We start from the raw sequence: 13,225 nt of genomic DNA, 5'->3' as shown, positions 1-13,225 counted from the left end.
ATTTAAGTGAGGTTACAATAAAATGCAAGAGAAATTAAGCAAGATGCTGGAAGAAGCCAAAGAACAGTTAAACAAAGCGGCTTCACTGGCTGACACAGAAGAAATCAGAGTCAAAGTCCTCGGTAAGAAGGGACAGCTGACAGAAATCCTTCGCTCCATGGGAAAACTGCCGCCGGAAGAAAAGAAAGCGCTGGGAATGGCAGCAAATAAGGTTAAGGCGGAGTTTGAACAGCTGCTCGCCGAAAAGGCTGCTGAGGTAAAAGCGAAAGCAAAGGAAGCGAAATTCAAGGCAGAGAAAATCGACGTTACAGAGCCAGGGAAAGAAATCGCCTATGGTGTAAAACACCCGATTACACAGACGATTGACGAAGTTGTAGAAATTTTCAAATCTATGGGTTATGCGGTTTACGAAGGACCAGACGTAGACACAGTCTACAACACTTTTGATGCATTGAACTCTCCGGAAAACCATCCGGCCAGAGATATGACAGATACTTTTTACATTAACGAGGACATGGTACTGAGACCACATACCTCATCGGCGGAGATCAGAGCAGAACTGGAACTGCCTCTGCCATACAAGGTGCTGATTCCGGGCAGATGCTACAGAGTAGATACGCCGGATGCGACCCATTCTCCGACTTTCCACCAGATTGAGATGATGGTCATAGGCGAAGATATCACTATGGGAGATCTGAAGGGTTCTTTGGATCACATGGCAAAGAGACTTTTCGGACCGGAAACGAGAACCAAGTTCCGCCCGAGTCATTTCCCGTTCACTGAACCGAGCGCCGAAATGGACGTTTCCTGTTTCAAATGCGGCGGCAAAGGCTGTCCGGTCTGCAAGGGAAGCGGTTGGATTGAAATCCTTGGCTGCGGCATGACCCATCCGCACGTACATCAAGCAGGTGGTATCGATATCGAAAAATATACTGGTTTTGCAGTAGGTATGGGCGTAGAAAGAATCGCTATGCTGAAATACGGTATCGACGATATTCGTTTCCTCTACGAAAACGATATGAGATTCATCGAACAATTCAAATAGTCTAGATATATAGGAGAAAAATAAATGTTAGTATCATTACAATGGTTAAAAGATTACACAGACGTCAATGTGCCTATCGACGAATTCTGTGACCGTATGATTATGAGCGGCTCCGACATGGAGACCTGCGATGAAATCGGTACTGGTATCAGCGGCGTCGTAGTAGGCAGAATCGATAAAATAGAACAACATCCCGATGCAAATAAGCTGGTGGTATGCCAGATCAATGTAGGCGAAGAAGAACCTCTGCAGATTGTCACCGGGGCAACAAATATTTACGAAGGCGGTTATGTGCCTGTAGCTAAGCACAACAGCCATATTCCAGGACCGCTTCACGGACAGCCGAAGGTAGAAGGCGGCGTGGAGATTACCAAAGGCGAACTGCGCGGTGTTGTCTCTAACGGCATGCTCTGCGGACCGCAGGAACTGGGGTATGACGACAAGATCGCACCTTACGTTTCCAAAGACGGTATCTGGATGCTGCCAGGCAACTGGGATGAAGATCTGGGCAAAGACTTCACAGAGGCGCTGGGGCTCCACGATTATGTGGTGGACTTCTGCATCACGCCTAACCGCCCGGACTGTCTCTGCATGATGGGTATGGCAAAAGAAGCTGCCGCAGTATTTGAAGAAAAGATGACTTATCCTGATACAGAATGTGAAAAAACCGACGAAAATGCGTCAGACTATATCAGTGTAGAGGTCAAAAATGACAACTGCAAACGCTATACAGCCAGAATTATCAAAGACGTGAAGATTGAACAGTCTCCTTGGTGGCTGCAGAAACGATTGATGGCTGCAGGTATGAGACCGATCAACAATATGGTAGATATTACTAACTTTGTCATGATGGAATACGGTCAGCCGCTGCATGCTTTCGATATCAGGAGCATCGCTGGCAGCCACATCGTCGTAGATATGGCGGAAGACGGAGATAAGTTTGTCACTCTGGACGGCCAGGAAAGAGATGTTTACGCAGATACACTGATGATCAACGATGCCGAAAAACCGATCGGTATTGCAGGCATCATGGGTGGTTTGGATTCAGAAATCGTCGATGATACCAACACCGTCGTTGTGGAATCCGCATGCTTTGACAAGACCTGTGTTCACCGCTCTATTAAGAAATTAGGTCTGAAGACTGAAGCTGCCGCCAGATATGAAAGAGGGCTGGACCCGAACCTTTGCGAAGCCGCTGCAGACAGAGTCTGCAAACTGGTAGAGATGCTGGGCTGTGGCAAGGTCTTAAACGGCAGCGTTGACGTCTATCATAATCCAGAGACCGCCCCGACGATCAAATGCAGAGTGAGCAGAGTCAACAAGATTCTCGGTACTGAAATCGGCAGAGACGAGATGGTCGGCTATCTGGAAAGACTGGATATGAAAGTAGAAGCAGAAGACGATTGCCTGCTGGTAACACCGCCGACGGTGCGCCAGGACATGAAGGAAGAAATCGACTGTGTGGAAGAAATCGCCAGATTATATGGCTATGACAACCTGCCGATGACTTTACCTAGCGCGGATACCGTTGGAACCGTAAGCAAGAGCTGGGAACTGCGAGATATGACCAGAAGCCTGCTCTGCGGCATGGGTGCCAACGAAATCCAAACTTACTCCTTCTCAAACAACAAGATCTTGGACGGCATTGGAATCGAAGAAGACTCTTGGGAGAGAAATTTTGTTGATATCATCAACCCGATGGGCGAAGAAACCTCTGCGATGAGAACCATTCTGACGCCGGGAATGTTAGAAGTCCTGGGCAGAAACTATGCGAGAAATCAGGAGAGCGTAAGAGCATACGAAATCGGATTGACATACATGAAAAACCTGGTGGATGCGCAGGCATTGCCAGTGGAATCCTATAATTTGACCATAGGCCTCTATGGCAAAGAAGAAGATTTCTTCACACTGAAGGGCATGATTATAACTCTGCTCGAGAGACTTGGAATCGAAGATCTGGAATTTACAGCAGAGTCCGATTACAAGGTATATCATCCTGGCAGATGTGCAAGAATTCTTACAAAAGATAAAAACGGTGAAACCGTTGAACTGGGTATCATGGGTGAGGTACACCCTGATGTAGCAGAGAATTATGGAATTGGAATACGCAGTTATATTTGCGAACTGTTCTTCGATCTGATTGTCGAGTTATCCGACAAGGAAATTCAGTATCATCAGCCGCCGAAATACCCTTCCACATCCAGAGACGTGGCCATGATTGTTGGCGAAGAACTGCAGGTGGGAGATATGGAAAAGGCAATTAAAGAAGCGGGTACTGAAATTCTCAGAGGAGTCAAACTGTTCGACGTTTACAGAGGCGAACAAGTTGAAGATGGCAAAAAGAGTGTTGCCTTCAGCTTGACTTACAGACACGATGACAAGACTCTGACCGACGAAGAAGTTGATCAGATTCACAGCAAGGTTGTCGGTCTTCTGAAAGAAAAGTTCGGTGCAGTGATTAGAGATAACTAGGACGATACGACTTAATCCATCCGATCGAACTGTGCCCTATGGCTTGTTCTCTGGGGGATTAAAAGCATAAGGAGCTCCCGGCAATTTGCATCGCAAATTGGGGAAGCTCCGTTAGGAGAAATGGTATGGAGAGCAAAGTAACTGTAAAGATTTTTGGACAGGAATACACGATTGCTGGCGATAAGCCTGCGGAAGAGATTGAAAAAATAGCAGAATATGTGGACAACAAGATGCGACTGATCAGCAGAGTTGCCGGAGATTCCGGCCAGGGCAGTATCGCTATATTGTCTGCCATCAATGTTGCAGAGGAATATTTTGACGCTCTGAACCAGATTGAACAGCTGAAAATCTCTAAAACGCAGCTCGAAAATGATTCCAAGTACTACTTGAAGATGTGGGAAGATGCGAAACAGAACTTCATGCAGTATAAGGATAACATGTCCGAAATCAAAAATCAGAAAAAAGAAAATGATGAGAGATTCAAAGAACTGCAGGCGAAGTGCAGCGAATATGAAAATTCCTTTTTTGATCTACAGATGGAAAATATCCAGTTGAAAAGTGAGTTAGAAAAACTGAAAAACAATGGATAGAGGAAATCATAATGAACAAAAAAGCACTAGATGTGTTAGAGTATAAAAAAATTATTGAACTTCTGAAAGAAGAGGCAAGTTCGGAAATGTCAAAAAAAATCGTTTCCGAACTGATGCCCTACACTGACGTGCATGTAATTTCAGAAGAACTAAGGTCAACCACTGAAGCGGTTGACCTTATTGTGCGTAAAGGGGCACTGCCGATAGGCGGTATCTACGATATCGGCCAAAGCCTGGGATTTGCAAGGAAAGGCGGCACTTTGTCGATGAAGCAGCTGCTGCAGGTTCACTATAACTTGCGCATTGCAGAACGGATTGTCAGTTTTATGAAAAGCGACCTTCCACCACTGCCTCTGATCAACTCTATGACAGAATTGATCGTGACCATGCCGCGGCTGGCAGAAAACATCGACAGGTGCATCCTCTCAGAGGATGAGATGAGTGACAACGCTTCTTCGGAACTGCGCAGCATCAGGCGCAATATCGGCAGACAGAACGAAGCTATCAAAAACAAGTTGAATCACATCTTGAATTCATCTGATAACAGAACGTATCTGCAGGATTCCATCGTGACTATGAGAGACGGCAGATATGTCATCCCCGTCAAGCAGGAACACCGGGCTAGATTTCCGGGCATCGTCCACGATCAGTCTAAAGCTGGGGCGACGCTCTTCGTGGAACCCCAGGTGATCGTAAACCTGAACAACGAACTGAGAGAACTGGAGATGGCCGAAGAGGCGGAAATTGCCAGAATTCTGACGGAGTTGTCAGCCGGGGTAGCGGAGCATTTCCACGACATCAAAAATAACCAGGAAATTCTCATTCAGCTGGATGTTATCATGGCAAAGGGAAAATTTTCCTGTAAGATGAAAGGGGCGGCACCGCATATCAATGAGGAAGGCTTCCTCCATATCAAGGAAGGACGCCACCCTTTGATAGACGAAAAAAAAGCAGTGCCTATCAATGTGTCTATCGGCAGGGAATACCGCACCCTGGTGGTTACTGGCCCCAATACAGGCGGCAAGACGGTAACCCTCAAGACCATAGGACTTCTGGCTCTCATGGCGCAGAGCGGCCTGCACATTCCGGCATCGAGTCAGAGTCAGATTCCAATCTTTGACGATGTCTTTGCTGACATTGGAGACGAACAGAGCATCGAACAGAGCCTGTCAACCTTCTCCTCTCATATGAAAAACATCGTTAGAATTGTAGAGGAAGCTGACGGAAATTCCCTTGTGCTCCTCGATGAGTTAGGGGCAGGTACGGACCCGACGGAGGGCGCTGCTCTCGCCATCGCTATATTAGAAGCGCTGTATAAGAGGGGAGCCATGACGGCGGCTACCACCCACTACAATGAAATCAAGAAATACGCTTTGTCCACAGATGGGGTTGAAAACGCCTCTATGGAGTTTAACGTGGAGACTTTGAGCCCCACCTATCGTCTTTCCATCGGCATTCCCGGCAAATCCAACGCTTTTGAGATATCCAAGAAGCTGGGGCTGTCAGAGACTTTGATCGACAGAGCCGGGCAGCTCATCGAGCGGGGTGATATCGAGTTTGAGGATATCATCAGCGCCATCGAACAAGATAAAAAGAAGGCGGAAGAAGAGCGAGATGAAGCCATCACAATTAACCTGGCTATGAAGAAAAAGCAGGAAGAGGTTGATCGAAGACTGGCTGACCTTGCAAAGAAAAAAGAAAAAATCATCGCTGAAGCGAGAGAAGAGGCGCGGGAAATACTCAGAGATGCCAGAGAAACGGCCAGTGAGGTGCAGAAAGAACTGAAGGAACTGTCCAAATTGGAGAGTATGGGCGAACGGAATAAGCGCTTTGATAAGAGCAGACGGAAGCTGAAAGAAACAGAGGGCAAATACGCGGAAAGGCTGATCAGACAGGTCAACAACAACCCGGTGCAGGCTTCGGAAATCAAGGTAGGGGATCGGGTCAAGGTTCTCTCCCTCGATCAGAACGGGGAAATTCTCTCTCTGCCTGACGACAAAGGAAATCTGCTGGTCAAGGTAGGCATCATGAAGGCCAACCTGAGCCTGGACGACTTGATGCTGATCAATGACGGTACTGGCAAAAAGAAGACGCAGAAGTCTGCAAAATATGGTCAGCTTTATAAAGTGAAGGCACAAAACGTTTCTATTTCCATCAACGTACAGGGCGAAAGTCTGGACGATGCGGTGATGGATGTGGATAAATATCTGGACGATGCTTACGTAGCGGGTCTCAAGGAAGTCACTGTCATACACGGACGGGGAGAAGGTATTCTTAAATCCGGTATCAGAGACATGTGCAAGAGGCATAAGCACGTTGCATCATTTAGAAAAGGCAATTATAATGAAGGCGGTGACGGTGTCACCATCGTGAAGATGAAAACGGAGTAATCTATATGTATTTAATCAGCGGATGCCTCCTGGGACACAACTGCAAGTATAACGGAGGCAACAATTTTAATCAGGAAGTAGTCGACTTTTGCAAGTCACACCAATACTGCATCGTCTGTCCGGAAGGCGTCAGCGGACTGCCGACGCCTAGGCCGCCGGCTGAGTATGTGGGCGGACGGATCTTGGATAAGGAAGGCGTGGACGTGACTGAAGCCTTTGAGCGGGGGGCGGCTCTATCTTTAGAGCGGGCTTTTCGTGAGGCCGACAAACGGGGCGAAGATATAGAGGGAGCGATTCTCAAGGCAAACAGCCCGTCTTGCGGCAGCGGCCAGATTTATGACGGAACTTTTTCCGGCAGGCTGGTTCAGGGAGACGGTTGTCTTACGACAAAGCTCAAGGAGCGGGGAATCAAAGTAATTTCAGAGAAGGAGATAAACAATGGTAAATTTTAAAGATGAAATCGCAAAACTAATTGCGCAGAAGGTAGAAGGCCTCGAGCTTTCGGAGATTCAGGACATGATCGAAGTTCCACAGGATGCAAAGATGGGAGACTACGCGTTCCCATGTTTCAAACTGGCAAAGGTGCTTCGTAAGGCGCCGCCTCTTATCGCCAAGGGCATTGCAGAGTCAATCGCGGATGCGCCGCTGTTCGAAAAGGTGGAACAGGTCAACGCTTATGTTAACATGTTCATCTCTAAAGAGGAGTTTGTGAAGGACACTTTGACAGAAGTTCTGGCCAAGGGCGATGATTTCGGCAAAACGGATATCGGCGCTGGTAAAAAAGTGATCGTCGAGTATTCCTCCCCTAACATCGCAAAGCCGTTCCATATCGGACATATCAGAAGTACGGTCATCGGAAACTCCATCTATAAGATTTACGATGCGCTGGGGTATGACGTTGTGAGAATCAACCACCTGGGCGACTATGGCACCCAGTTCGGCAAGATGATCTGCGCTTACAGACATTGGGGGAACAAGGAAGACGTCATCAAGGAGCCGATTAAAACTCTGCTCAGCTATTATACCAAGTTCCATGTCGAAGTAGAAACACATCCGGAACTGGACGACGAAGCGAGAGAAATTTTTACGAGATTAGAGCACGGCGAAAAGGAAGAAGTGGAACTCTGGCAGTGGTTCAGAGACGAGTCTCTGAAAGAATTCACCAGAGTTTACGACATGCTGGGCATCTCCTTTGATTCCTACGCCGGCGAAAGCTTTTACTCCGACAAGATGCCTAGATTCGTACAAGAACTGAAGGACAAAGGGCTGCTGGAAGAGTCTCAGGGCGCGCAGATTGTCGACCTGGAGCCTTATGGCCTGGGCGCTGCACTAGTTACAAAATCAGACGGTTCCACACTCTATATCACAAGAGACATTGCGGCTGCCGTTTACAGAAAAGAAACTTACGATTTCTACAAGAACATCTACGTAGTCGCTTCCCAGCAGAACCTGCACTTCCAGCAGTGGATTCAGATTGTAGAGCTTTTGGGCTACGAATGGGCAAGAGACTGTGTGCACATCCCATTCGGTCTTGTCAGCCTGGAGGACGGCACCATGTCCACCAGAGAGGGCAGAGTGGTCTTCCTGGAAGACGTGCTCAATAAAGCAGTAGATAAGACGAGAGAAATCATCAAAGAGAAGAACGCCGATGCATCAGAAGAAGATGTAGACGATATTGCCAAAGCGGTGGGTATCGGTGCCGTTATCTTCCAGGAGTTGTCCAACAACCGAATCAAAGATTACGTCTTCAAGTGGGATAAGGTGCTCAACTTTGACGGAGAGACCGGCCCATATGTGCAGTATACCCATGCGAGGTGCGCTTCCGTACTGCGTAAGGCAGGCGAGACAATCGTAAAGAAAGCAGCTGCGCTTGACGGTGTGGACTGTAAATATCTGTGCAGTGAAAGTGCATACGAGTTAGCCAAATTATTATATAAGTTCCCGGCGGTTATCGTAGATGCCGGTGACAAATACGAACCATCCATTGTGACCAGACATATTGTAGACATGGCACAGGGTTTCAATAGATTCTACCACGATGAGCACATTTTGACAGATAATGAAGAGGAGAAGATCGCCAAAGTTGCCCTGGTTATCGCGGCAAAAGATGCCATCAAGAATGGTCTGGCATTGCTGGGCATGAAAGCACCGGAAAGAATGTAGCGCAGGCAGGGGAATTTCACCCCTTTCACGCAGGAAACAGCCGCCTTCATAGAAATGCGTTTTCGCCTTCTCAAGGCATCGCCGGAACTCGCCTGACGGCTCAGAGAACCGGCTCAGCCAGAGAACGCACGGAAAACGCATTTTACGGCTGCATCTGTTTTCTGCGAAATCATTGGCGAAAATCCCTGCCCTCGTCTGTTAGGGGAGTGGGGTATGCGTCACGGTGATGTTATGTTTTTGATGGATTTAGTGTAGTTTGACATAACTGACCGGACAGGAGAGCTTTGATTTTGAGGATTTCTAGGCAATCTGACTGGGAAATATGTAATATTATGGAAGATGGTTACTTTTGGGGCGGATTTCCAGCGGAAGTTAACGGATAAATTGAAGAAAAATAACTGGTGCTGCCATTTGAAACCATATCGGTGCTGTCAAACTGGTTTTATTATGTCAAATAATCAAAAAGGTACCAAAAAGCATAAAACTATCGTAGATGGCGGTTAGCGAGAGAATGAAAGGATATTCTGATTTATGAGATATGAAGGTGATATTTACAGGCCTCCCAGTGAGGCCTACAGCTTGTTGATTCAGGTGACCATCGGCTGCTCTCACAACAAATGCACTTTTTGCAGTATGTTCAAGGACAAAAAGTTCAGAGTGAGAGAAGTGAGTGAAGTTCTAGAGGATCTGGAAACAGCGAGGAAGACCTATCGCAGGGTGGAGAAAATCTTCTTGTGTGATGGTGACGCTCTCTGTCTTGCCAATCACAAGCTGATGGTGATATTAGACAAAATCAGGGAATTGTTTCCTGAGTGCAAACGAGTCGGCGTCTACGGATCGGCAAAAGACGTTCTGAGAAAGACGCCGGAGGAACTGGCGCAGCTGCGGAATGCAGGCATCGGCATGATTTACCTGGGTGCAGAGTCGGGCAGTCAGAAGGTGCTGGATGCTATCTGCAAAGGTGTCACACGTGAGCAGATGATCGAAGCGGTACACAAGATCGAAGCCTCTGGCATCAAAGCGTCCGTTACCTTTATTTCCGGCCTTGCAGGCAAGGCGGGATGGGAAGAACACGCTATCGAAACAGGAAAGATGATCAGTGAGATGAACGCCTCCTACGTGGGGCTGCTGACTTTGATGCTGGATCCCCGCGCACCGATTACGAAGCAGATTGACGCTGGCCAATTGACGCTGCTATCTGGCGAAGAAGTGGTTGCAGAGACCTATCTCATGCTTAAACATGCAAATCCGACAGAGACTTGCGTGTTCAGAAGCAATCACGCCTCGAACTATGTTTCTCTGCGTGGCAACCTGCCATCTGACAAACCGAGAATGATGGCGCAGCTGCAGCGAGCCATGGAAGATCGAGGCTTATTAAAGGACGAAAGATTCAGGATGTTATAATTATGAGGATTTTACTGACCACCTTAAATTCTAAATATGTGCACTCCAATTTGGCACTGAAATATCTCTACAGTGTGGCTGAAGGTTCAGACTTGGACATAGAGCTTTGGGAGTTCACCATCAATAACGACATGAACTACATCTATACAGAGATTGTCAGGGGAGGCTATGACTACGTCTGCTTCTCCTGCTATATCTGGAATATTGAGAAGATCAGAGCGCTGGCTGCTGACATCAAGAAAGCCTGCCCGCAGATGAAAATCCTGCTTGGCGGACCTGAGGTCAGCTACGAGACGACACTTTTCATGGAAGAGAACAGCTGGGCGGACTATATCATTCGTGGAGAAGGGGAGTACCCCTTCTTCCAATTTTGTAAAGAACTGGTGCTGAATGAAAACGACTTTTCCAAAGTCAGCAGCCTGACCTATCGAGAGAATGGAAGGATTTTGCAGACGAAAGACGGACCACTGCTGGATATGGATACCATTCCCTTTCCCTATGAGAGATTGCCCTTGGAGCCTGATAAGGTGGTATATTATGAGTCGTCGAGGGGCTGTCCGTACCGCTGCAGTTACTGTCTGTCGTCACTGGAGAAGACAATCAGGCCCTTGTCTCTTGAACGGGCACGACGGGACTTGGGTTATTTTCTGTATAAGAAGGTCAAACAGGTCAAGTTTATCGACAGGACCTTCAATTATGATCAGGACAGAGCCTATGAAATCTGGCGTTATCTGATAGAAAATGACAACGGAGTAACGAATTTTCATTTTGAAATCTGCGGAGAACTGCTTAACGACAGGCTTTTCGATCTCTTGTCAAAAGCGCGGCAGGGGTTATTTCAATTTGAAATCGGTATTCAAAGCGCCAATCCTGACGCTCTCGCAGCAGTAGACAGGAAAGAGAGCATTTTTCCGATTTTACATAATACAGAGAAATTACTGGCTTTGGGGAATATTCACATCCACGTAGATTTGATCGCCGGTCTCCCCTTTGAGGACTACAAGTCTTTTGCCAGATCTTTTAACAAAGTCTATGAACTAGGTGCGGATAATTTGCAGTTAGGCTTTCTGAAGCTGCTGAAAGGGACAAAGATTCGAGAGACAGCTTCAAAATACGGTTACGTTTATCGAGAAATCGCCCCTTATGAAGTGGTTTCAAATCAGAGTCTTTCTGCTGTGGAGTTGGTCAAGCTGAAGATGGTGGAGACGGTGCTGGATCTCTACGCCAATAAAGGCGGTTTTGAAATGGGATTAAAGTATCTGTTGAAATCTTTGGGCGGTGATCCTTTTTATTTTTACGAACAGCTGGCAGACTTTTTCTTCTCCAAAGGTTATCAGCACAGATCCCATAAGAAAGAAGATCTTTACCGGATCTTGTTAAAATTTGCGGAGAGCAAAGATTTGGGGGAAGGTGCGGAAATTTTTCTGACAGAAGATCTTTCGCGGACCATGAATTTTGATGCAGTGAAAAAATTCCACAAAAAAGGATGGGAGATATAATGGAAAACAAAGAAATACAAGACAGAATCGGCGAGTACCTGATACCTCACGTAGAGGAATTCGTCTTTGACGAGTTATCGGACAGCTATTTGGAAAAGGCAGGAATTGCGGACATTCTCACCGGCGTACCGGTGCCTATTCGCAAGACCTCCATGGCGAACCTTTCTACTTTGGTCATCGCTCAGAATATGGCCTTTATCATCGGTTGTGATGTGAATTTCAAATACAGAGATAACTACATCGCCTATATTCTCAGAACCTTTACCAGGGAGTTCGCAAAGCCTCTGATCAACGAGGGCGTGGAGGCGGCAGCCAAAAACGACTTTGACTACGCCTGCATCTGCTTCCGCGGAGCGCTTTTGATCGATCCCGATTCGGCTGACGCACTGTATTGCTATGGCCGGGCCTGCAAGGACTCCTACGAGGTCGGCGAAGGAGAGGAATATGTGGGCCGCTACAAAGCCGAGTCCCTGGAGGCCTTTGAAAAACTGACCATAAAAGAACCTGATTTCGACATGGGTTATTATTTCCTGGGATATGGGTATCTGAATCTGGGCCTGTACGTCAAAGCGAAGCTGACTTGGGAAAGTTTCATGAAGCTTTCTGAGCATCAGGAGCAAAAGGAAGAAGTGCGCGGCTGGCTGGACAAGCTGGAGGAGCCTGTCAAAATTGAAGAAGGCTATAATCACGTCCTCAGTGGACGCTACGAAGAAGGCCTGCGTATCTTGCAGGAATATATGGATGACGAACGATTCAACACCTGGTGGCCTCTGTGGTATTACTTGGGGGCGGCTAACAAAGCCTTAGCCGATCCTGCGGAGGCGGAACGCTGCTTTCTGCAGGTTTTGAAACTTACGCCTAGCAATGTGGAAGCGATGGAGGAGTTAAGGACTATTTATGAGGCGCAGGGCGACCAAGAAAAGGTCGACAAATTTTCGCAAAAAATAGAGATTGTCAAACATAATGCGGAAATGGATAAAGCTGAAAGAATGAACGGCTTGTCGTAAAAGCTGAGTTTGGAGTTTTAGCTGGCAGTGCTTGGCCATCTCCGGCTGCCGCGGTGATTTTCCAGCAGTAGATTTCTGCGAAAGTGCCATAAATTCGTTATTTGCTCTGCGTTGAATCTGCATTACTCTGCAGAATCTGGTCAAATCTGCCTAAATTTGCAAAAAACGATTGATTCTGGCATTTTGGGGAGAACAGCGTTGCGTTTGGGCTGAAGCACCTGAAGTGTCTGCTAAAAAATACATTTATTACATGTTGACATTTCATTTATTGTATTGTATAATTATTTCTGCCGTCAGAAGTGGCGGCATCAGTGTTCCGAGGTAGCTCAATGGTGGAGCAACCGGCTGTTAACCGGTAGGCTGTGGGTTCGAGCCCCACCCTCGGAGCCAATTTTTTTTCTGATGTTGGTGCGCCGGAATGGCGGAATTGGCAGACGCACAGGACTTAAAATCCTGCGATCCTTACCGATCGTACCGGTTCGACCCCGGTTTCCGGCACCATTATAATTTCATATGATATCGCGGGGTAGAGCAGTTGGTAGCTCGTCGGGCTCATAACCCGGAGGTCGCAGGTTCAAGTCCTGTCCCCGCAACCAAACGCAAGAAGAAGCCGTTCGTCAGAGCGGCTTTTTTCGTGCGTTGGATTTGTGAGATG

9 protein-coding genes and 3 tRNA genes are annotated in these 13,225 nt (G+C 47.2%); all 12 read left to right on the top strand.

Features of this window, described 5'->3' with window-relative positions; genetic code table 11:
• The first annotated feature begins 22 nt into the window (after nucleotides 1-22).
• The 12 genes from pheS (at nucleotide 23) to ACMQ5W_RS19110 (ending at nucleotide 13,166) form a co-directional block, all read left to right on the top strand.
• A complete protein-coding gene (gene pheS / locus ACMQ5W_RS19165; RefSeq protein ID WP_148493129.1) occupies nucleotides 23-1,045 on the top strand; it encodes a phenylalanine--tRNA ligase subunit alpha in 1,023 nt (340 codons plus the stop codon).
• A gap of 24 nt (nucleotides 1,046-1,069) precedes the next feature.
• Nucleotides 1,070-3,517 (top strand): phenylalanine--tRNA ligase subunit beta, encoded by a 2,448-nt coding sequence (gene pheT / locus ACMQ5W_RS19160; RefSeq protein WP_419026599.1) that lies wholly within the window; start codon nucleotides 1,070-1,072, stop codon nucleotides 3,515-3,517.
• 125 nt (nucleotides 3,518-3,642) lie between these two features.
• Nucleotides 3,643-4,107, top strand: a complete 465-nt coding sequence (locus ACMQ5W_RS19155) for a cell division protein ZapA (RefSeq protein ID WP_148493127.1) — start codon at nucleotides 3,643-3,645, stop codon at nucleotides 4,105-4,107.
• A gap of 11 nt (nucleotides 4,108-4,118) precedes the next feature.
• On the top strand, nucleotides 4,119-6,497 hold the full coding sequence (locus tag ACMQ5W_RS19150) for an endonuclease MutS2 (RefSeq protein WP_419026598.1): 2,379 nt from the start codon (nucleotides 4,119-4,121) through the stop codon (nucleotides 6,495-6,497).
• A gap of 5 nt (nucleotides 6,498-6,502) precedes the next feature.
• Nucleotides 6,503-6,949, top strand: a complete 447-nt coding sequence (locus tag ACMQ5W_RS19145) for a DUF523 domain-containing protein (protein WP_419026596.1) — start codon at nucleotides 6,503-6,505, stop codon at nucleotides 6,947-6,949.
• Entirely contained in the window at nucleotides 6,936-8,660 is a 1,725-nt protein-coding gene (argS, locus tag ACMQ5W_RS19140; protein WP_419026595.1) for an arginine--tRNA ligase, read from the top strand. Before ACMQ5W_RS19145 ends, argS begins: the two co-directional genes overlap by 14 nt.
• Nucleotides 8,661-9,191: 531 nt before the next feature.
• Nucleotides 9,192-10,064: a radical SAM protein gene (locus ACMQ5W_RS19135; protein ID WP_419026594.1), complete on the top strand. Its 873-nt coding sequence runs from the start codon at nucleotides 9,192-9,194 to the stop codon at nucleotides 10,062-10,064.
• 2 nt (nucleotides 10,065-10,066) lie between these two features.
• The gene (locus ACMQ5W_RS19130) at nucleotides 10,067-11,563 is read left to right on the top strand and encodes a DUF4080 domain-containing protein (RefSeq protein WP_419026593.1); all 1,497 of its coding nucleotides are present in this window, start codon (nucleotides 10,067-10,069) and stop codon (nucleotides 11,561-11,563) included.
• On the top strand, nucleotides 11,563-12,570 hold the full coding sequence (locus ACMQ5W_RS19125) for a tetratricopeptide repeat protein (protein ID WP_148493121.1): 1,008 nt from the start codon (nucleotides 11,563-11,565) through the stop codon (nucleotides 12,568-12,570). The genes ACMQ5W_RS19130 and ACMQ5W_RS19125 overlap by 1 nt, the downstream gene beginning before the upstream one ends.
• A 315-nt stretch (nucleotides 12,571-12,885) precedes the next feature.
• Nucleotides 12,886-12,960, top strand: a tRNA-Asn gene (locus ACMQ5W_RS19120).
• 22 nt (nucleotides 12,961-12,982) lie between these two features.
• A tRNA-Leu gene (locus ACMQ5W_RS19115) sits at nucleotides 12,983-13,071 on the top strand.
• Nucleotides 13,072-13,090: 19 nt separating this feature from the next.
• Nucleotides 13,091-13,166, top strand: a tRNA-Met gene (locus ACMQ5W_RS19110).
• The last annotated feature ends 59 nt before the right edge of the window (nucleotides 13,167-13,225 follow it).

This window comes from Emergencia sp., assembly GCF_048465375.1.
Taxonomy (GTDB): domain Bacteria; phylum Bacillota; class Clostridia; order Peptostreptococcales; family Anaerovoracaceae; genus Senimuribacter.
The sequence above is the reverse complement of the archived record's forward strand: the minus strand, read 5'-3'. Positions and strand labels throughout refer to the sequence as shown.

Excerpts from the sequence above, each read along its gene's own strand:
- pheS (WP_148493129.1), top strand. The coding sequence starts at position 23 with ATGCAAGAGAAATTAAGCAAGATGCTGGAAGAAGCCAAAGAACAGTTA.
- ACMQ5W_RS19155 (WP_148493127.1), top strand. The coding sequence starts at position 3,643 with ATGGAGAGCAAAGTAACTGTAAAGATTTTTGGACAGGAATACACGATT.
- ACMQ5W_RS19130 (WP_419026593.1), top strand. The coding sequence starts at position 10,067 with ATGAGGATTTTACTGACCACCTTAAATTCTAAATATGTGCACTCCAAT.
- ACMQ5W_RS19150 (WP_419026598.1), top strand. The coding sequence starts at position 4,119 with ATGAACAAAAAAGCACTAGATGTGTTAGAGTATAAAAAAATTATTGAA.
- ACMQ5W_RS19145 (WP_419026596.1), top strand. The coding sequence starts at position 6,503 with ATGTATTTAATCAGCGGATGCCTCCTGGGACACAACTGCAAGTATAAC.
- ACMQ5W_RS19125 (WP_148493121.1), top strand. The coding sequence starts at position 11,563 with ATGGAAAACAAAGAAATACAAGACAGAATCGGCGAGTACCTGATACCT.
- ACMQ5W_RS19135 (WP_419026594.1), top strand. The coding sequence starts at position 9,192 with ATGAGATATGAAGGTGATATTTACAGGCCTCCCAGTGAGGCCTACAGC.
- pheT (WP_419026599.1), top strand. The coding sequence starts at position 1,070 with ATGTTAGTATCATTACAATGGTTAAAAGATTACACAGACGTCAATGTG.
- argS (WP_419026595.1), top strand. The coding sequence starts at position 6,936 with ATGGTAAATTTTAAAGATGAAATCGCAAAACTAATTGCGCAGAAGGTA.